Raw genomic sequence first — 18407 nt, forward strand, 5'->3', positions numbered from 1 at the left:
CGGCATTTTCAGCATTGCCGTTCCTACCGAAAGGAACGGCATCATGGACGAGCATCCCCTCATCAGTATCAAGCAGGTTTCCGCGATGACTTCGCTGTCTCGCGGCGCCATCAACATCATGCGTCGTGAAGGCGCTTTTCCGCCTGCAGTCCAACTCGGCGAGAAGCGCATCGCCTTTGTCCGTGCCGAAGTCGATGCATGGGTTCGTGGTCGCATCGCGGCGCGCCAGCCGGAGACCGCATAGATGAGCTTCGATCTCGATCCCGATCTCGTCGTCCAGGAAGCCGCTCGCTTCCTCATCGAGACGCCGAAGGCACAGCGCCCGCGGCCTGCAGTCGTGGAAATCCGCAGCCGCTACCCACTCGACGCTCAGGGCGCCTGTGCCGCGCTTAGGCTGGCCAATTCTATTCGAGCGGGAGGTGTTGCCAATGACAACCACCGCACCTCCTAATCAACGAAAACCCGCCGGCCAGGGCGGGTCTCGCGAAGCAGTTGGGCAGGCAGTCGATACCCTTGAAGTTAGCGGTAACCGCGCTGATTTTCAAGGGAAACCATCGCTATCAAATCGGCTGCCGGTACTCGCCGCACAGATTGCCGAGGCGCATATCGGAGCGCTCGACGCTGCCAAGACTGCCGCAGAGCGGGCTATCGAAGCCGGCCACGCGCTCATCGAGGCGAAGTCGCTGGTCAAGCACGGCGAGTGGTTGCCCTGGCTGAAAGGGCACTGCCACATATCCGAACGGTCGGCGCAATTTTATATGAAGATCGCCAAGCTCGGCCTCAAATCCGAAATGGTTTCGTTTTTGGGCATCAAGGCCGCCGCCGAGGTGATCACCCTCTCCTACCCAGACCCCTTCACGGAGAAGTCCAAGGACGATCTGCGGGAATGGGCGCTTTACATGATCATGGCCGTCCGAGACGGCTTATCGCTTGGAGCCGCCGAGAGCCACTGTCATTGGCTGGCTCGGCAGAACTGGAAAACGCCATCAGAGTGGCTGGGCGATCGCGGCGAGCGGTATCGCGCATTTTTCAAAATGAAACAGCCTTCCGGCGCTCATAGGGACGCCTGGCGCGCGTTCATTGAGGCGAACGCCGACAAGACGTTAGAGGACATCGAGGCCGAGGTCGCTTCGCTTGCTGGTGGCGCCGGTGGCCAAGCCTGATCGCAAGCGCCTGCCGTGGGAGAAGGAACTGGTCGACTTGAACAAGTTCGACTGGTCGATCGCCGTTGGGCTGTCTCATTGGCATAAACACTCCCCCCTACAGCTTCGCATCGCCAACGTGCTCATGCAGCACGCGAACGATGGAAACATTGCATGGCCGTCGCAACAGACGCTTGCGCAGTATGCCGGCGTTGCCGACTCCGGCCAGGTTCGAAAGGGTGTTCGAGCGCTCAAGGGCTCGGGGGCGATCAGCTACTGCAGGATCTCGCAACTCGACGACGTGGAACAGTCGAAGATCACCAGGCAGAAGCGCGGACTCGCCTACAAGCTCGAAATGTTTTGGGCCTACGAGCAACTTGAGGAATCACAACAGCCGCTCCGAGCAATGCCGAGACAGCTTCGGGACGGGAAGGCACGCAAGCAACAGCAGCAGTTAGACCGGTCTACGGCAGACCGCTCCAACCGGTCTACGATAGACCGCTCCACACCGGTCCACGATAGACCGCCTTATAAGGATGGAACAGAAGAGATCAGTGAAAAGACGGCACTGAACGAGGAAGATTCAGCGTCTACACGCGCGACCCCTATCAACGCCTATTCGGCCGCAACGAGGGCTGGCTGAGATGGAGCGCGGCAACCCCGCCGGCCGCGTCTGCCAGCAGTGCAGCGGCAGCCTTGAGGGCAAGAGGTCCGATGCGAAGTTTTGCGGCGTGAACTGTCGCAATGCGCACTTCAAACACCAGGTTGGCCGCGTGGACGCAATTACCGCTCAAGAGCTGATCGGCAGCGCCATGCGCACTGCCTTGATCGAGGCTGAAATTCTAAATCCACAGGACGAGCACGATCCCGATAAACTGCGCGAAGCGTTCAGCCTTATGTGCCGAAAATTCGAGAAAAATTATGCGTAACTCCGTTTTCGGTTACGGCTAGCCGCCCTGATGTAGATTCGGCGCACAGGAAATTTCCTCTCGCCGGAGCGCTCAATTGCTAGCGATTTTCAAACCTGCTGCGCACGACGTGTCATATTTTACGAGCGCGTTGAAGCTTCCCCGGCCTAGCTCAGAATTTCTCGCAGCCGAACGGGAGGCGCGCCATGCAACGGCGGAACTGCGTTCCCTGGTCGAGCGCCGCGAAACGATGAAGCTCCAGGCAGAGGTCGACAGCCCGACCACGGCACGGATCCCTGCCGAAACCTTTCGCAGCATGCTGGAAAGCCTCAACGCCGAGATTGCCGCCGCCCAAGGCCGCGATCAAGCAGCAGCCGGCGAGTTCGATCGACAGAAGACCGCCTATGTCGACCACGTCCGCGAAAACCTTGCCGGCGACATCGAAGGTCTAGGTGCCGCGATCACCGTCCACCTCGACTTAACACTCGAGTTGCTCGACATCGCCGCTTCGCTCGGCGCCGAAGCACGCGAGCGCCACGTCGAGATGCCCGGCCTCGTCAAAGATGCAGCGGCCGCCAAGCGGTTGATTGAAACGGTGGCTTTCAGTGCCGTTCGCAAAATGATCGGGGCAAGACTTTGACCGACGATCTCCTCTCCCGCATCGCCGCGCTTGAGCAGCAAGTTGGCGAATTCCTGCCGGCTGCGCTGGTACGGAAAAGCGGCGCCCTGCAGCCGGCCGAGTGGCTGATGGGTGAAGTTCGAGCCAAGGCTGAAATTGATCGCGACAGTGCGAATATGTCCGTCGTTGATGTGGCGGAAATTCACATCGTTGGCGACATCGATGACGTCATGGCCTTGAGCGTGCACGACCAGTTGGAAGCGGCTCGGCTCTCGCCGGCAATCCGCGTCCATATCGACAGCCAAGGCGGTGATTACGATGCCGCTGTCAGGATCCACCGCAGCATCCGGTGGCATCCTGGCATGACGCACGCCAAGCTCGGCCGGCGGTGCATGAGTGCCGGTGTGCTGGTGGCGATGGGATGCGATCGCCGCGTCGCATCATCGACTACAGAATTTATGCTTCACTTGACCGCTGACCTTCCCGACCCGCGCGATCGTTGGACGATGTACAGGCACATCGAGGCAGCCCGCCGGCTGCGGCAGACTGACAGCTTGTACCTCAACGTCATCGCCGATCGCAGTGGCGCCGACCTCGCCGCATTGGCGATCGAGGCAGCAAAGGACGAGCGGCAGTCGCTTCAATGGTGCCTGGCGAACAAGCTCATTCACGCCATTGAGATGCCGCTATGAAAAAGCCAGCAGCCTCAAAGCCAGTCGTTATCGGCGACCCGCACCAGGCCGGCCTGAGCAAGGTCAACCGGGAAATCGATGAACTCGACGCTGCGATCAAGCTACTGGCGGTGGACGAGAAAGATGCTGAGCAGAAGCTCGACGATGATCGGTGGCGCGCCGTCGGGAAGGCTATGCGTGCTGCCATAGATCGCCGGACGAAACTCCAGGCCGAGCGTGCCGAGCGCATGGCGGGAATCTGGATCGAGCCAAAGCAACCGGCTGCTCCCGCCGCCGCGCCGGTTCAACACCGCGCTTGGGAGATAAACGAGCAGGCTCTAAAGGCCGGCGTCCCGAAGTATCCTGCTGACGTCCTCAGGACGGGCAGCAAGGCCGACAAGGATGAGGTGTTCTTCAAGGAATACGGGCGTTCCGTCGAATACTGGTCTGCGAATTTTGCGGAAGGCTTTAGGAAACAAGGCTTCCCCCCGGATTTAAAGGTGGGGCTAGACTTCCTGTGCAACATGATGGGAGCGGATAGGGCCAGCTTCCTGTGGCTCTCGCATCGCTGCCTGTCCCTGGAGACGCGCCTCGCCGAGATCGAGAGCCGTCCCGTCTCCGAGCAGCGCGGCAACGCCAAACCCTTGCAGCGGTCGGTGACCAAGGTTTTGAAGCACGGCACCGACGGCCGCATCGAGGAATTCGAAAAGATCGAAGGCGAGTCGGAACAGATCGACCTGCTTGCCCGCATCGAGGCTTTGGAAGCCCGGCCCACGCTGAAATATGCAGGCGTCTGGAACAAAACGATCAAATATTCGCCCGGCGACATAGTCAGCTACGGCGGCTCTTCCTGGCATTCGAACATCACATCGACTGGTCTGCAGCCTGGCGCAGACAATCCGGCGAGCTGGACGCTCATGACCAAGCGCGGCAGAGACGGGAAGGACGCAAGGCCATGACCCTCGACGAAGCAGACCAGACCCTGCGTGACGCCATGCGCAAGGCGCTGCGGGCGTATGCCGTTGAACTGCAGGCCGAGGGCGTGGACACTGAGAGTTTGTCCTGCCCGAAGCTGGACGCGTACTACCTCGTCCTGCATCAATGGCGGCTGGACACCCTGGCCAGCATCACCAGCCCAACGACCAAGGCAGCGAACGACAACACCACCGTGTCGGCCGAGCTTGCCCAGGTCAGCAAGAGATGCGCGGGCCTGTTCGTGAACCACTTCAAGCGCGCGCCGACGGCAGCGGAGACGACGATGCTCGTCGGCGCCATCATGCGGTGGCACGTCGCAGACAGAGCGGCGAAGGAAGCCAAGGCCAAGGCGCCAGTCCTTGATCAGGTCGATGTCGTGTTGGCCGAGGATGGCAAGAGCGTCGCGCTGTACGGCTACACCAGCGATGACCAATGCTTCACTCAGTCCTTTGCCGCGCTACCGATGGCGATCGACGAAGAGAACATCATCGACGACGAATGGCGCGCCGCCGCTGATCCGACAAAGTGGGTGCGGCTGTGAGCGCGATCTCGAACCCTTGGGGGGGACATTCCGACCTTGCCGGACAACACAGCGGACCGACTCCCGACGCTCTCTTGCGCGTTCTGGTCCTCCGGTTTCTTCCGTGTGCGCGTAGGGGCGGCTGAAAATGGGTGCTCGCGGTCCAAAATCATCGGCACATTCGGCCATCGTCTCCGAGACGCCAGCCAGCCCGAACCCTGTGGCGACCAGGCCAGCACCGAAAGTGCCGCCGGCGCCGTCGCACCTGTCACCACAGACACGCAAGTGGTTCGAGGCCATCGTGGCCGAGTTCGAGCTCGAAAGCTGGCACATCAAGGTTTTGATCGCTGCGGCCGAGTCGTGGGACCGCAAAGAGCAAGCGAGGCGCGCCATCGCGCGGCATGGCCTCAGCTTCAAGGATGCGCGCGGCAACGTGAAGGTGCGGCCGGAAGTGTCGGTCGAGCGCGATGCGCGCACCGCCTTCATGCGGGCGATGCGGGAACTCGACCTTGACGCGGAAGGACCCAAGGAAGCGCCGCGCGCGCCGGCCATTCGGAGCAATCGATGAAGCGCCGCATCTCCAAGGTACGAACCGGCTTCAGCGACCACGCCGTGGAAGCCTTCCGCGCAGGCGATCGGCTTGCTCTCGGTCAGGCGCTGGACCTGAAGCCATGGGAGCCGAACCCATTGGACGTCGACGGGCCTCTCGCGCCTGACTGGGCGCGCCACGATGGCACTGCCTGGAGCCAGGCGTGGTCGGCATCCTGGGAAGTCCGCCAGCAACTCGAGGACCTATCATGATCAGCCGGGCCGAGCGAAATATCAGGTGGATTGAGGATTTCTGTCGGGTTCCCGAAGGCAAGGACATTGGCAAGCCCGTACGGTTGCGGCCTTGGCAGAAGGACGATCTCCGCAAGATCTACGATAATCCGCATGGCACGCGCCTGGCGATCATTTCGTTTGGAAAGAAGAACGGCAAAACATCGCTGGCCGGCTGTCTGCTGCTGCTGCATACGTGCGGCCCGGAGGCGATCCCGAACACCCAGCTTCCGAGCACGGCGCAATCGAAGGAACAGGCGGCTGTGCTGTTCGGTCTCGCTGCGAAGATGGTGCGCTTCAGTCCAAGTTTGGACGCGGCGATCGTCATCCGCGATACCGTCAAGCAGCTGCACGCGCCGACCTTGGGAACGCTCTACAAGGCGCTCTCGGCCGAGGCCTCGACGGCACACGGACAATCCCCGATCTTTGCCGTTCATGACGAGCTTGGTCAGGTGCGCGGCCCGGTTTCCGAACTTTACAACGCCGTCGAAAATGCAATGGGCGCCCATGAAGCGCCGATGAGCGTGATCATCTCGACCCAGGCGCCGAACGACTCGGATCTGCTCTCGATCCTGATCGACGACGCGCTCGCCGGGCATGATCCCCATACCGTGATCAGCCTCTATTCGGCCGACATGTCGATCGATCCGTTTTCCGATGAGGCGCTGCTTCAGGCGAACCCGGCCTTCGGCGACTTCCTGAACGCTGACGAGGTGCGTAAGCAAGCCGAGAACGCCCGGCGCCTATCGTCCCAGGAACCCTTGTTCAGAAACTACACGCTAAACCAGCGCGTCGAGGCGAGCAGCCCGTTTGTCTCGCGCGGCGCATGGCAGGAATGCGGCGGCCCGGTCGCCGCGGATTTCAAGGGCCGGCCGGTCTATGGCGGCCTCGACCTGTCGGAAGTGAACGATCTCACGGCCCTGGTGTTGGTCGCGCCCTTCGATGACGTCTGGAACGTCAAACCGACGTTCTGGCTGCCTGGTGCAAGCCTACGCGAGAAAGCCCGCCATGATCGGGTGCCTTATGACGTGTGGGCGAAGGAAGGGTTCCTTACGCCGACGCCCGGCCCGACAGTCGACTATGAGTATGTCGCCAAGGCGCTGGCGGCCATCTTCGACCACCTCGACGTTCGAAAGATCGCCTTTGACCGTTGGAACTGGCGGCACCTCAAGCCCTACCTGGCAAAGGTCGGCTTCACCGAGGCACAGCTAGAAGGCGACAACGCCGTTTTCGAGCAGATGGGACAGGGCTTCCAGTCCATGTCGCCGGCGCTGCGCGAATTGGAAAGCGCCATCCTCAACGGCAAGATCGCTCACGGCAACCATCCCGTTCTAGGCATGTGCGCGGCCAACGCCACGGTGCAGACGGACCCGGCCGGTAATAGAAAGCTGTCGAAGTCCAAGTCGCACGGTCGCATCGACGGCATGGTTGCTCTCGCTATGGCCATGAGCGTCGCAGGCACCCACAAAGAGGCGCCCAAGCCGACGTATCAAATGTTGTTTGTCGGGTGATCGCCATGGCCAGGAAAGACCGCCGCAGTCCCGAAGCCGAAGCTTATCGGAAGCTCTACAAGACCGCGTATTGGCAGGCGATTCGCACCGGACAGCTGAACAAGCACCCGCTATGCCAACCATGCCTGCAGCGCGGCCGCGTCGAGCGCGCCACGGTCTGCCACCACGTCGACCCAGAGACGAAGAAAACCAACTTCTACGGCGGACCTTTTCAGTCCGTCTGCCAGCCCTGCCACGACGGTCCAATCCAGTCCGAAGAGAAGCGCGGTTTCTCCAACGAGATCGGCGTCGACGGCTGGCCGGTCGATCCGTCCCATCCTGCCAATCGCAAGCCGGGAGCGTCAAGCAATGATTAAGAAACCGCAAACCTACTGGACCGAGCGCGCGGAAGCGGCCGACGCGGCACGCCGTGAGCAACAGCTTGCGATCGCCCGCAACCTGATCATCGCCGGCATCGAAGCGGCCTTCCTGATCACGGGATCCGGACTCGAGGCCCTTGAAGAAACTGAAACAGCGATGGGTGCCTTTCTGGCTGCCCATGGCGCGCAGCTGACGGCCGAGGTCGAAGCTATTGAAACTCAGGGGAGTGCCTGAACATGGTTGCGACGGTTGGCTCGATCAGCATCGATCTTTCGACGAACGCGAGCAAGTTCGCGTCTGGCTTCACTGCCAGCGCGACCACGGTCGAGCAGCAGTCCGCCCGGATGCGCAAGAGCATTGCCGCGGTAGAGGAAAGGACGGCTCTTGCCGGCGACAAGTTCAAGGAATTTGGGCTCAGTCTCGCGGCGGGGACCGGCTTGGCGGCGGTGTTTTCGCTGGAAGCCGCCTTCGATAAGCTGAAAGAAACGGTCAGCGAATATGACGCGATTTCCAAGAATGCGAAGACATCTGGGCTGAACACCGACACTTACCAGGCGCTCGGCTTCGCAGCCAGGCAGGCCGATATCGACCAGGAAAGCCTGAACTCATCGCTCGACATCTTCGCCAAGAACGCCGGTCTTGCCGCTCACGGCACTGGATCGCTCTACAGCGGCCTGAAAACCCTGAACCCGCAACTGCTGCAGAGCATCATCAATACAAAAGATCAGGAAGAGCGCCTCAAGCTTGTCGCCGATGCCATGGCCAGGACCAGCGACGCATCGCAAAAGGCCGCGCTTTCGACAATCGTCTTCGGCAAGGGCGGCGTGGAGATGTCTCGCTTGCTCGATCAGGGCCGAGCCTCGATCGAGAAGTTCAAGAAGACCGCGCAAGGGCTAGGGATCATCATCCCGGACGAACTCTTGGCGAAGGCCGGCGAGCTCGACGAAAAGCTGAAGGTTCTGGGCGCCGTCATAAACCACAACATCGGCGAGGCGCTGATCAATGCTGCACCAGCAATTGTTGCGGCCACCAATGATTTTGCGAACCTGTCCAAAGAGATAAATGGCATCTCGAAGGCCATGACCGAGTTCGCTGACAACCCCAGTCTGGCAAAATTCAGGGATTTGCTGTCACAGATCACGGGCCTGTCGATCATCCCTGGCAGCCTTGCCGACGACGTCGTCAATGGGATGAAATTTTCGGCCCCAGATACCTCAGCCCTCACGTCCGGCATCGACTTTCTGGAAAAGAAACTGGTCGAGTTGCAGGCGCAGGCCGCCGCCGGTGCCGATGTCCACATCGAGATTGCCGACGCCACCACCAGCCTCAACGATCTGAAAGCCAAGCTGGCGGAGGTCCAGGGCGCGGGCAGTTCTGCGGCAAATGCAATAAGTGCCAATTTCGCCCAAGCATTCCGCGAGGCTGAAAACGCTTCAATGGATGCACTGGCGGCCATGCAAGGAGGTTCCGGCGGCGCACTTCCAACGGTGACGCGCTATGGTGGCGATCCCAATAAGATCACGCTGCCGGCGCAACAGTACAATGAACAGACGAACGTCAATGGCAGCGGCGTCAACGTTCGGTCTTATGGCGCGCCAGACCCGAATGCAAAGGCCACCGCCGGCAATACCCAGCAAACAGCCGACAACGTCTCGACGCTTGACAGGAACACCAAGTCCTATCTGCAAAGTCTGAGCAGCGATATCGGCGGCTATTCGGCCCAGCAGAACATCACCATCAACAAGCTCAGCGATGTCACCGCGGCGACGTTCGGTCAGTTGTCTGGCTCCATTTTGCAGTTGCTAGTTTCGAAGACCGACACGGCCGATAACTCCGCAGCCGGCAACGGGTTTTTGACCCACGACCAGGTGTTCATTCCGGGCATGACTTCATACGCAGGCAAAGTCCCGACAATCCATCTCGCTCCGACGACGAGTGATGGCTCGTTCAACACATCCGTCAATGTCCAGCAACCAGGCACCTCGATCACGCTGAACTATGTCGCTTCAGCCAATGAGAGCGCGGATACGGCTAAGCAGCGCGCCCGCGACATGTTCAACGAACTTGTCAGAGCACAAGCGAGCGCATAGGGAGGCTTGCCGATAACCGGCGGCTTATGCAATATCGGCGCACTTCCAGCATGAGGTGCGCCCTTGCAAGACCACGACCTTATCGAGCGTCCTGGTAAAGGCTTCACGCCGTGGAAAGAAGGCCCGCCCGACGGCGCCATCGACAAGATTTGGTGGGCGGCTCGAGAATTGCATTTCGCCAAATTGAATGTGACGTGCTGGTTTGACGGCTCAGATCTCGTCGGCATCGAACATTGGGGTTTCCGCCACGCGAAGTGGACGATGAAGGTGAAGCCGGCCGACTGGCAGCCGCTCCCTGAAGTATACCGCCTGGCCCGAGAGGCGAAGGTGCAAGCCGAGGTCGATCTATTCCGGGCCAGGTCGAATGCGCGCTTCCTGCAGGCCACAGCAAGGCGCCAGAGCACGGGAAAGGCTTTCGGCGCGTAGACAACGGCTGGCCAAGAACGCCCGCTGGCGGGCTTCTCCGCGGCGAGCTAATATGAGCTTTGACCAAAAGAGGGGCCAGGGGCGAATGGGATGGCGCAGCATCTTGCTTATAAAGGGCATAGACCTAGCAATTTGTTTTCTGGCCGCAGCAATCGTGCTGACCGTATTGTGGGCGCGATGACCGACGGGCGCTGGTGGAGAGCCGCCGCGAACCGTTTGGTCGCCAAACTCTTTGATGCCGCGCCAAGCCTATTGCCATCCAGATCGATATCAGGAATATAATCCTCTCCCTTGCGGCGACCCTTCAACGGAGATCGCCATGCCCCAAAAGACCCTCGCTGAAACCCTTGCCGCCCGTGAAACCGTCTATGTGCATTGCGGGCATCCTGTCTGCAGCAAATCAGCCCAGGTCGATATTCAAGCGCTGATCGACAAGCTGGGACCGGATCATGGTGCCATGCACTGGGATCTCGTGGGGCTCTTTGCGTGCTCGGATTGCAAGGTCGCCGGCCGCGATCGGCGCCCTGTGTTCTTCACCGTCGTTCCTGATTACGAGGGCATCAACGCCCGACGAAACCGCGACTGGAAACCGACCTTCGATCAAAGGTAACGATCGACGGAACGTTAGCCATCTCTAAAGATTGATGCGTGCGGCAGGTGGTGCGCTCCATTGCCTGCCGAAGATCGGCCCTCCGATCGGCCCGCGCCTCCCCGAGTGGCGCGGGCTCTTCATCCTAGGAGAAAATAGCCAGACATGTCCCAATCTGTTGAACCACCGATCTTACCAGAGGGAAGCCCAGATCGTGAGGTGAACTGTGAAGTCGCATTAGAAGCCGCATTCGCGGCCCTGGTGACTACGTCAGAGGCGCAAGGTTGGACGCCCCAGGAAACGGCTGCAACTCTGCTCAAAATCGCGACGGAACATGCCCACCAGCTTGAGGCTGCTGCGGCCGCTGAGTTGCTGACCACCAAGGACGAACAGGCGGCCTTCGATATGGCCAAGGAGATCGGCGGCAAGGTGCGGGTCGAGACGATCACGCCGAAGCCGCGCGAAAAGACCAGCACGACAGACACTGTAGACAAAAGCAGCGATTCTGGTAAATCTCCGGCCAAGCATAGGAAGGGGCAATCCTAGGCGTCGGGGGTGCAATGGCTGATCAACCTAAAGCCATCAAATTTCACTACATTAAATCACCACTCGCCAGGGACATACATGTTAACGGTGTTTTCGGGGGTATCAACCCGGTGACCGGTGACCTGCACTTGTCGGTTTTTGCGGAGCGGCCTCCGATCCCTACCGCCATTACGTTTGAACTTTCCTCTGAAGGCTCGTTGGGACCGGAGGTCGGCGATAGTCGAGAGGGCAGAGACGGCATGGTTAGAATTGTACAGGACACCCTATACCTTGATTTCGCAACGGCGCTATCACTCCACCAATGGCTGAAAGGCCATCTTGGGAATTTTCTCAAGGCGCACCCTGAAATTGTTCTGGAAGACGAACTATGACCCTCGACACCGCCACATTTCCGGCGGAGTTTGAGTCTCGACCGGAAATCCGCTCCAGCGAGTCCTACCGCTATGAAACACCGGACGCTGCCGCCCCCAAAAGTGTGGTCTTTTCTGGATCTGTTTCAGCTCCTAAAAGACCTATGAGACGCGTTCCCCAAATATCATCCGATATGGACGACGCGACGTTTCAAAAAGTAAGGTTTCGATTTTTTGTCGCCTTGCTTACGGGGGTGGCCGCACTTTCCCTTTTGGTTGCCGGCTTCTTTGTCGCCGCCGTTCCGCTGACCACCGCAGCCGCCTGTCTGTTTTTGATATGCATGACCGCCCTCGCGCAATGGCTGGAGTTGGCGTCTCGTGGCCCTTCCAACAATTAAGGAAGTGACCACTATGGCCTTGGCCGCGAAGGCCAAGGGTATAGTGCGTGGTGGGGCTGGGGCTTTTCTTTCCCTGCTACTCTTTCGGGTTGAGGACGTGATCGTGCCGCCAGCTTGGGCGCTTTACTTCGAAGTGCCGACGTTCGGCCTATTTCTCGTTTCACTCGGCGTGGTCTGTTACGCGGTGCTCAGACAGCAATCCGTGGCCAAGAAACCGGGCAGCCGGAAGTTACCTTCGAAGTAACTTTCGCTTTGCCATGGAAGGCAAGTGCCTTACCTATCGGCGCCTCCATCGGTCTCGGTGACACCAAGAGGGGGTGTCTTGTCCTAGTTAGAAGTTTGGCGCCTGAAGCCGTTCAGTGCCCATCGCACCAATATGGCAAAGAGAAAAACCGCCAATGGCGGCAGCAGAGCTTGACTGACCCATCCAAGCCAGTGGGCGAACTCAAAATCAAGTATATCGGCGACGCGGTTCGGACCTTCGTGCGGCCATGCCTCTGCAGAGCATAACTCCTGGCCCGTTCTAACGCCGTTGAGGTCAAGCATCTCAAAGCAGCTACTGTACAGCCGCCAAACTATATATCCAATCCACACCGCTGATGACAGGATCCAAATCCTGATCAACCCACGACGCCAGTTCATCGCGCGCGCCTCAGCCTGACCCCGGCGCCGCCGCCATTCTCGGGGATGAACTCGACGCCAGCCGCTTCGAGGGCGCGCTCGATCGCCGCCAATGCGTCTTCCGAGCCGCCGTATTTGCCTGTCTCGAAATTCGAGATCGTATTGCGGTGAACTCCAGCCGCCTTGGAAAGGTCGGCAAGGGACCAGTTCAACGCCGCTCTCGCCATCCTCACTTGTGCAGGCTTCACAACTCATGTCCCTTGTGCTAATTTCACAAGTGTAAGTATCACAACCAACTGGAGAAATCCAATGCCGAACACCTGTGTTCCGGCGGCCGGCGAAGCTATGCCCGCTGCCGAGGTAATGCCGATCATCGGGCGATTTTCCGGCCGGATCCTGCTCGTCCAGCGGAGGCCGTCATGACCTACGCCGCAATAGCCATGCTGCTGAGCGCAGCGGCCTTACGCACGCGCCTGGCGCGCGGTAGCCTCGCCTACCTACTCCTGAAGACGTCCAACGTCCTGCACGACGCTGGCGCCCGCGTAATCGACAACATCGAGGAGGACTTCCATGGATGAGATCCAGCTTACGGCAGCCGCCGAAGGCATGCCCAATTTCAACCGCCGGAAGGCCTTGGCCGTCACCGGGTCGGGCCTAGCTGCCACCATCGCCGCAATGGTTGCGCCTCGCAACGCAGCCGCTGCGGTGGTCGTCAATGAGGCGCCGGTCACCCGCGTCAACAACTTGGCCTGGGCCCTGGCGCGGGCCATGGACGACTGGATGGTCGACCTCGGAGTTGATGGCGTCCCGGATATCTGGAAGGCTCACGTCTACCCCTACAGCCAGCGCAAGCATCCCGTCGCGTTCGAAAGCCTTGATCGGTCGCCTTCACCTTCTGCCCGAGTGGCCGAACTCGAAGCCGCATTCCACGCCGAATGGGCAGCGCTCCGGGCCATAGAGCCGGCGCTGAATGCGGCAGAGCTGCGCTATATGGAGATCAAGGGGAGTCGGCCCGTCATGGGTGAAATGACGCCCGAGGAAGCCGACAGGCTTCGCAGCACCACTGTCGCTGACCTTGCAAAGCTACCGCCTAACCGCGCCAGCGTCGAACATGCCGAGGCAATGCGCGCGTATAACAAAGCCGACGCTGCTGCTCGCCGCAAGACGGGTTACGGCAAGCTCGATAGAGCATACATGAAGGCCACGCACCGTACTTCGGACGTGGCCAACGCGCTCCTTCGCCATCCCGCCATGACGCTTGAAGACCTTGCCTCCAAGGTGCGGGTTCATCGGGTGTGGGAGTACGACGGGGAAGACTTCAACTTCATTATGGACGACATCGCCCGTGTAGCCGGGAAGGCGGGTGCGTCATGAATCGCCAGACCCTGTTCATCGGCATGACGCCGACCCTTCGCCTGCGCATCGAAACGACGATCGAGAACCTGCTGTCGTTGCTCGACGAGATCGATGGCGACGAGAACCTTGAGCCATACCACGCTGGCTTTGATCAGCGCACCATGGACGATCGCGAAGGCGACGACGAGCGGGAAGCGATAGACGAGCGCGAGGACGATCACGGGGATTACGACGGCCCCGGCTTCATATCGGGAGGGCAGGGTCTCTAAATTCTAAAGCACTAGGATGCGCACATTTCGCCATTTGACACCACTATGCGCATATGCAATACATATACGCATAAAGGAGGCGCGAATGGCAAAGATGAGCATATACCTGCCGGACGAACTGAAAGAGCGCATGGACACCCGGCCAACCGATAATTGGTCCGGCATCGCCCAGCGAGCATTTGAAATGCAGATCAACTCAACCCTCAAAGGAGGCAGTGACATGACAGCAGTGATTGAACGGCTCCGCGCATCGAAGGAGAAGATCGAGGAGCAGCAGCGCCCGGAATGGACAAAAGACGGGCGCGAGTGGGCAAGCGAGCGGGCACAGTATGACGAACTCGCTCGCTACGGCGAGATCGACGTCGACCAATACGACGAACCAAACGAACTTCTGCGGGCCATGTGCGTGGCCTACTACGACGAGCTTGATATCGACGGCATGCAGATAGCAGAAATGTGCGAGATGTTGACAGGCTCCGAGGACAAGCGACCGACTCTCAACCAACTGATCTGGTTCGTAGAAGGCGCCCAGGAAGTCTGGGAACAGGTCAAGGACGAGGTCTGAAAATCAAGTTTCTCCGCGCCAGCTTTGGCCCGCTGCCTCACGGTGGCGGGCTTTTTCATTTAGGTCAACGGTTATGGCAAGACGGCAAAATGGTGCCTAAGTGATTGATTTTGCTTAGGTTGTGGCGGAGGGAGTGGGATTCGAACCCACGGTGAACTTGCGCCCACGCCGGTTTTCAAGACCGGTGCCTTAAACCGCTCGGCCATCCCTCCGTCGTGATTTTTCAATCACTTGGTACAGTGCGCTTCCGACGGGTTTTCATCTGTTGGCACCGGATTGGCACCGAAGGAGTTCCCGACCGGTTCGCTGTTCATTTCTGTAAAGCGGCATTGAGGGCCGCGTCAACCACCGCTGCGGCGCCTTCCTGTTGACCGGGCAAGTGCGGGACTCAATTTACGGAAGCCGTGGGGAGGTGGAGCGATCCTCCGAGGTGGCACCCGCTCGACGATGAGGCGGGGAACGTTCAAACGTGTCACACAGGGGAAAAGGGGATGAATTTCGGCGTTCGCAGTTCCTGGGCTATTTTTGCCGCCTGAAAAATTGTCATCAGAACGACGATCGGCTCACCCTCTGTCGGGTTGATCGTCAGCACAACACGGCCGAGTTCGTCACTCATGCCGCAAGTCCAGTCCTTGATCGCGATCATCCCGGCCATGTGCCCAAGGTTTTATGCGGTCTGAAGCCGGTCGACCGAACCTTCGCCGGATATTGTGACCAGCCGTGCAACGGCAAATGCGGCCATAATTAAGAAAAACGCTGTGATGTTCAGGAACATCGTTGACGCAAAAATGCTCGCGCTCTGATCATAGCAGCTTGCGAATTCCATGACGCTAAACCCCTTCAACGCTTGACGAACGGCGGACCACACCCATTGCTAAGAATGATCTTGATTTGGGGAAAATTCAAGCGATTGCTAATATATGCGACGCAGCGCACCCGGCGCAGCAGGGCGCCGTCACAATCTTGCCCGGTTCCGGCCACAATCGGTTAATATCGTGATAAACAATTCCTGCGCACAAAGGATCGGGGTTCAGGGCGCCGTTGGTGTTGTCGAGTGAGTGCTTTGGCTCCTCTGCTGTTCAAACCACGGCGTCTTGATTGAGACTGTAGGGGATTTCAGGAAAAATGCAGGCTACGACGCGCCCGCGTCTTCGTCGCGCTTCCACGCTCACGCTGCTTGCTGCGTCGGCAGCCTTGCTGGCGGCTTGCGCGTCGCAGCCTGAGCCGAAGGGGATGGTCAATCCCAAGCCTCGCTCGAAGGAATACTTCGCCGAAACCGAATATGGCGTGAAGGCAAGCCCGCGCGTCCAATTCATGCGGCGTGGCGGCGGTCGCGACCAGCTCGGCAAACCCTACCAGGTGCGCGGCAAGTGGTATTACCCCAAGGAAGATCGGCACTACGCCAAGGTCGGCCTGGCCTCGTGGTACGGCGACGCTTTCCATGGCCGGCTGACCGCCAATGGCGAAGTCTACGACATGTCGCATCTGACGGCCGCGCATCCGACCATGCCGCTGCCGAGCTACGCCCGTGTCACCAACCTCGAAACCGGCAGTTCGGTCATCGTGCGCGTCAACGACCGGGGACCGTATCATGAGAACCGCATCATCGACGTCTCGGAGCGCGCCGCGCAGATGCTCGACTACGCCAAGGTCGGCACCGCGAAGGTCAAGGTGGAATATGTCGGTCGCGCACCGCTCGATGGCGACGACGACCAGTATCTGATGGCGTCCTACCACCCAGGCAACAGGATTCCGGATCCGTCGGATGGCTTGCCAACCGGTGTCATGGTGGCAATGAACGGACCGTCGCCAAGCGTGCCGGTGGGCGCCGCCGCCGTGCCGTTCCCCGGTCAGTTGACGAATTCCGGCGAGGCGTTCGCCCTGTCAGCTCAGGCGCCGGCTTTCGGCGATCTGGTGCTGCCCGATTTCGGACCGATCGTACCGGAGCGTCCCGAGATAGGCCTGCCGCCGCAGTCGCCATTCGCCGTGGCCTCGCTGTCCTATGCGGATGAGCGCATAAAGCGCGCCGACGTCTTTGCCGCACTCGACGACAGCGGCATGGCGCCCGCCGACATCCTGCGGTCGTGGAAGAAGTCCAACCCGCAGGCCTCGCCCTCTAGCGCCGACTATGTCGCAGCCGGAACGTTCGACGATGCCGCCGAAGCCAAGCGCGTGGCCGCCGCACTTCAACCTTTTGGCAGAACAGAGATCCAGCGTTCCGATCTCGACGGCAATGACTGGTACGCGGTCAATCTCTATCCCAACGGTCATGGCGGCGTGGATGATCTGCTGCAGGCCGCATGGTCGCACGGCGCGCCGGACGCCTTGGCTGTGCGCAACTGATCTATTTTGCCCGCGCGGTTGATCCGGCGGAAAAAACCCTGATAGCTTGGCTGTGCCAAAACCGGCAAACGGGTCGAGATTTCATGCAGTTGCGCGCCTTTCCGCCATTTGCCGGCTTCCTGGGGCTGGCTTTGCTGCTGCTTTGCCTCGTTCCAGCCCATGCGCAGCTTTTCGAGACCAAGGCCACACAGGCGTTCATGATCGATGCCGACACCGGCACGGTGCTGTTTTCGAAAGACGCCGACAAGCCGATCCCGCCGGCCTCGATGGCCAAGTTGATGACCATGGAAGTGGTTTTCAACGCCATCAAATCAGGGCGCCTCAAACTCGACGACACGTTCGTGGTCAGCGAAAACGCCTGGCGCAAGGGCGGCGCGCCGTCGGGAACATCGACGATGTTTGCCAAGCTCAAATCGGCGATCCGACTCGAGGACCTGATCCAGGGCGTGACTGTGCAGGCGGCCAATGACGGCTGCATCATCATCGCAGAAGGTATGTCTGGATCCGAGGAAAATTTTGCCGCGCAAATGACGGAGCGGGCCCGCCAGATCGGCCTGAAAACATCGACCTTCGTCAATTCGACCGGCCTGCCGGCAGACGGCCAGCAGACGACGGTGCGCGAACTGGCGCAGCTGGCCCTCCATCTGTGGCGCGATTACCCGGATTTCTATCGCTATTACGGCCTGAAGGATTTCACCTGGAACAAGATCTCGCAGAGGAACCGCAATCCGCTGCTGGCCATGGATTTCGGCGTCGATGGTCTAGCCGTCGGCGCGAGCGAGGCGGCCGGCTTCGGCATCGTCGCTTCGGTCAGCCACGACGGCACGCGGGTAATCGCGGCCATGAGCGGGCTGGCCAACGACAAGGAACGTGCCGAAGAGGCGCGCAAATTGCTCGACTGGGGGGTCCGCTCCTTCCAAAAAACCGAGATCTTTGCCAAGGACGAGGTGGTGGGCGAGGCCCAGGTTTTTGGCGGCGCGAAATCCGGCGTGACGCTGAAGGCAAAAGGGCCGATCGACATCTTCCTGCCGATCACCAACCGCGACAAGATGACGGCCAAAATCGTTTACACCGGCCCGGTTGCAGCACCCGTGGAGGAGGGCCAGCCGGTGGGCGCGCTGCGCGTCTGGATCGGCGACACGCTGAGCCAGGAGACACCGCTTTTCGCCGCCGAGTCGATCGGTGTAGGAACACTGCCGCAACGCGCACTCGATGCGGTCAAGGAACTGGCGATCGGCTGGCTGCGATAGCACCGACGGCATGGACGTTTTCCCGAACGCGGACTATCTAGAGCGCAACAATCAATCCACTCCAACCTGGACAAAGGCC

The 18407-nt window shown here is 60.0% G+C and carries 29 protein-coding genes and 1 tRNA gene; 26 read left to right on the plus strand and 4 right to left on the minus strand.

The annotated features are described in order from the left end of the window. The first annotated feature begins 43 nt into the window (after positions 1–43). From HGP13_RS21835 to HGP13_RS21930, 20 genes are all read left to right on the plus strand, one after another. Positions 44–244 carry an AlpA family phage regulatory protein gene (locus tag HGP13_RS21835; protein WP_172228966.1) on the plus strand — a complete coding sequence of 67 codons (201 nt, stop codon included), beginning with the start codon at positions 44–46 and terminating at the stop codon, positions 242–244. Beyond that, positions 245–451: a hypothetical protein gene (locus tag HGP13_RS21840; RefSeq protein WP_172228968.1), complete on the plus strand. Its 207-nt coding sequence runs from the start codon at positions 245–247 to the stop codon at positions 449–451. It abuts the gene before it with no gap. Continuing rightward, positions 429–1163, plus strand: a complete 735-nt coding sequence (locus HGP13_RS21845; protein ID WP_172228970.1) for a DUF3102 domain-containing protein — start codon at positions 429–431, stop codon at positions 1161–1163. The genes HGP13_RS21840 and HGP13_RS21845 overlap by 23 nt, the downstream gene beginning before the upstream one ends. Beyond that, on the plus strand, positions 1150–1785 hold the full coding sequence (locus HGP13_RS21850) for a helix-turn-helix domain-containing protein (RefSeq protein ID WP_172228972.1): 636 nt from the start codon (positions 1150–1152) through the stop codon (positions 1783–1785). Before HGP13_RS21845 ends, HGP13_RS21850 begins: the two co-directional genes overlap by 14 nt. A gap of 1 nt (position 1786) precedes the next feature. Further along, entirely contained in the window at positions 1787–2071 is a 285-nt protein-coding gene (locus HGP13_RS21855; protein ID WP_172228973.1) for a hypothetical protein, read from the plus strand. 76 nt (positions 2072–2147) lie between these two features. Next, on the plus strand, positions 2148–2690 hold the full coding sequence (locus tag HGP13_RS37605; protein WP_172287200.1) for a hypothetical protein: 543 nt from the start codon (positions 2148–2150) through the stop codon (positions 2688–2690). Then, entirely contained in the window at positions 2687–3361 is a 675-nt protein-coding gene (locus HGP13_RS21865; protein WP_172228975.1) for an ATP-dependent Clp protease proteolytic subunit, read from the plus strand. The genes HGP13_RS37605 and HGP13_RS21865 overlap by 4 nt, the downstream gene beginning before the upstream one ends. Continuing rightward, positions 3358–4299 (plus strand): hypothetical protein, encoded by a 942-nt coding sequence (locus tag HGP13_RS21870; protein ID WP_172228976.1) that lies wholly within the window; start codon positions 3358–3360, stop codon positions 4297–4299. The genes HGP13_RS21865 and HGP13_RS21870 overlap by 4 nt, the downstream gene beginning before the upstream one ends. After that, on the plus strand, positions 4296–4856 hold the full coding sequence (locus tag HGP13_RS38010) for a hypothetical protein (RefSeq protein WP_246707087.1): 561 nt from the start codon (positions 4296–4298) through the stop codon (positions 4854–4856). The genes HGP13_RS21870 and HGP13_RS38010 overlap by 4 nt, the downstream gene beginning before the upstream one ends. Before the next feature lie 280 nt (positions 4857–5136). Then, positions 5137–5403: a P27 family phage terminase small subunit gene (locus HGP13_RS38015; protein ID WP_246707088.1), complete on the plus strand. Its 267-nt coding sequence runs from the start codon at positions 5137–5139 to the stop codon at positions 5401–5403. Further along, positions 5400–5636 (plus strand): hypothetical protein, encoded by a 237-nt coding sequence (locus HGP13_RS21885; protein ID WP_172228978.1) that lies wholly within the window; start codon positions 5400–5402, stop codon positions 5634–5636. Before HGP13_RS38015 ends, HGP13_RS21885 begins: the two co-directional genes overlap by 4 nt. After that, a complete protein-coding gene (locus HGP13_RS21890; protein WP_172228979.1) occupies positions 5633–7165 on the plus strand; it encodes a terminase TerL endonuclease subunit in 1533 nt (510 codons plus the stop codon). Before HGP13_RS21885 ends, HGP13_RS21890 begins: the two co-directional genes overlap by 4 nt. Beyond that, on the plus strand, positions 7162–7521 hold the full coding sequence (locus HGP13_RS21895) for an HNH endonuclease (protein WP_172228981.1): 360 nt from the start codon (positions 7162–7164) through the stop codon (positions 7519–7521). Before HGP13_RS21890 ends, HGP13_RS21895 begins: the two co-directional genes overlap by 4 nt. Continuing rightward, on the plus strand, positions 7514–7759 hold the full coding sequence (locus HGP13_RS21900) for a hypothetical protein (RefSeq protein ID WP_172228983.1): 246 nt from the start codon (positions 7514–7516) through the stop codon (positions 7757–7759). The genes HGP13_RS21895 and HGP13_RS21900 overlap by 8 nt, the downstream gene beginning before the upstream one ends. 212 nt (positions 7760–7971) lie before the next feature. Continuing rightward, positions 7972–9615 (plus strand): hypothetical protein, encoded by a 1644-nt coding sequence (locus HGP13_RS21905; protein WP_246707461.1) that lies wholly within the window; start codon positions 7972–7974, stop codon positions 9613–9615. 63 nt (positions 9616–9678) lie between these two features. Beyond that, on the plus strand, positions 9679–10041 hold the full coding sequence (locus HGP13_RS21910) for a hypothetical protein (protein ID WP_172228987.1): 363 nt from the start codon (positions 9679–9681) through the stop codon (positions 10039–10041). Between the two features lie 319 nt (positions 10042–10360). After that, positions 10361–10651 (plus strand): hypothetical protein, encoded by a 291-nt coding sequence (locus HGP13_RS21915; protein ID WP_172228989.1) that lies wholly within the window; start codon positions 10361–10363, stop codon positions 10649–10651. Between the two features lie 144 nt (positions 10652–10795). Further along, on the plus strand, positions 10796–11176 hold the full coding sequence (locus HGP13_RS38020) for a hypothetical protein (protein ID WP_246707089.1): 381 nt from the start codon (positions 10796–10798) through the stop codon (positions 11174–11176). Between the two features lie 14 nt (positions 11177–11190). After that, complete coding sequence (locus HGP13_RS21925; RefSeq protein ID WP_172228991.1) at positions 11191–11547, plus strand: hypothetical protein; 357 nt, start codon at positions 11191–11193, stop codon at positions 11545–11547. Continuing rightward, complete coding sequence (locus HGP13_RS21930; protein ID WP_172228993.1) at positions 11544–11924, plus strand: hypothetical protein; 381 nt, start codon at positions 11544–11546, stop codon at positions 11922–11924. The genes HGP13_RS21925 and HGP13_RS21930 overlap by 4 nt, the downstream gene beginning before the upstream one ends. Before the next feature lie 638 nt (positions 11925–12562). Here HGP13_RS21930 and HGP13_RS21935 read toward each other — a convergent pair. Continuing rightward, the gene (locus HGP13_RS21935) at positions 12563–12772 is read right to left on the minus strand and encodes a helix-turn-helix transcriptional regulator (RefSeq protein WP_172234806.1); all 210 of its coding nucleotides are present in this window, start codon (positions 12770–12772) and stop codon (positions 12563–12565) included. A gap of 192 nt (positions 12773–12964) precedes the next feature. Between HGP13_RS21935 and HGP13_RS21940 the strand changes: the two genes are divergently transcribed. The 4 genes from HGP13_RS21940 to HGP13_RS21955 all read left to right on the plus strand — a co-directional run bounded on the left by HGP13_RS21940 (position 12965) and on the right by HGP13_RS21955 (position 14735). Then, complete coding sequence (locus HGP13_RS21940; protein ID WP_172228995.1) at positions 12965–13123, plus strand: hypothetical protein; 159 nt, start codon at positions 12965–12967, stop codon at positions 13121–13123. Further along, complete coding sequence (locus HGP13_RS21945) at positions 13116–13919, plus strand: hypothetical protein (RefSeq protein WP_172228997.1); 804 nt, start codon at positions 13116–13118, stop codon at positions 13917–13919. The genes HGP13_RS21940 and HGP13_RS21945 overlap by 8 nt, the downstream gene beginning before the upstream one ends. Next, the gene (locus HGP13_RS21950; RefSeq protein ID WP_172229000.1) at positions 13916–14170 is read left to right on the plus strand and encodes a hypothetical protein; all 255 of its coding nucleotides are present in this window, start codon (positions 13916–13918) and stop codon (positions 14168–14170) included. The genes HGP13_RS21945 and HGP13_RS21950 overlap by 4 nt, the downstream gene beginning before the upstream one ends. An 85-nt stretch (positions 14171–14255) precedes the next feature. Beyond that, positions 14256–14735, plus strand: coding sequence for a hypothetical protein (locus HGP13_RS21955; RefSeq protein WP_172229002.1), 480 nt, complete (start codon positions 14256–14258; stop codon positions 14733–14735). 122 nt (positions 14736–14857) lie between these two features. Here the strand turns inward: HGP13_RS21955 and HGP13_RS21960 are convergent. The 3 genes from HGP13_RS21960 to HGP13_RS21970 form a co-directional block, all read right to left on the minus strand. Next, positions 14858–14947, minus strand: a tRNA-Ser gene (locus HGP13_RS21960). 260 nt (positions 14948–15207) lie between these two features. Continuing rightward, positions 15208–15351, minus strand: a complete 144-nt coding sequence (locus tag HGP13_RS21965) for a hypothetical protein (RefSeq protein ID WP_172229004.1) — start codon at positions 15349–15351, stop codon at positions 15208–15210. Between the two features lie 51 nt (positions 15352–15402). Beyond that, positions 15403–15561 carry a hypothetical protein gene (locus HGP13_RS21970; protein ID WP_172229006.1) on the minus strand — a complete coding sequence of 53 codons (159 nt, stop codon included), beginning with the start codon at positions 15559–15561 and terminating at the stop codon, positions 15403–15405. A gap of 299 nt (positions 15562–15860) precedes the next feature. Between HGP13_RS21970 and HGP13_RS21975 the strand changes: the two genes are divergently transcribed. After that, positions 15861–17078 carry a septal ring lytic transglycosylase RlpA family protein gene (locus tag HGP13_RS21975; RefSeq protein ID WP_172229008.1) on the plus strand — a complete coding sequence of 406 codons (1218 nt, stop codon included), beginning with the start codon at positions 15861–15863 and terminating at the stop codon, positions 17076–17078. 83 nt (positions 17079–17161) lie between these two features. Next, a complete protein-coding gene (locus tag HGP13_RS21980) occupies positions 17162–18328 on the plus strand; it encodes a D-alanyl-D-alanine carboxypeptidase family protein (protein WP_172229009.1) in 1167 nt (388 codons plus the stop codon). Positions 18329–18407 lie beyond the last annotated feature (79 nt).

This window comes from Mesorhizobium sp. NZP2077 (assembly GCF_013170805.1).
Lineage (GTDB): Bacteria > Pseudomonadota > Alphaproteobacteria > Rhizobiales > Rhizobiaceae > Mesorhizobium.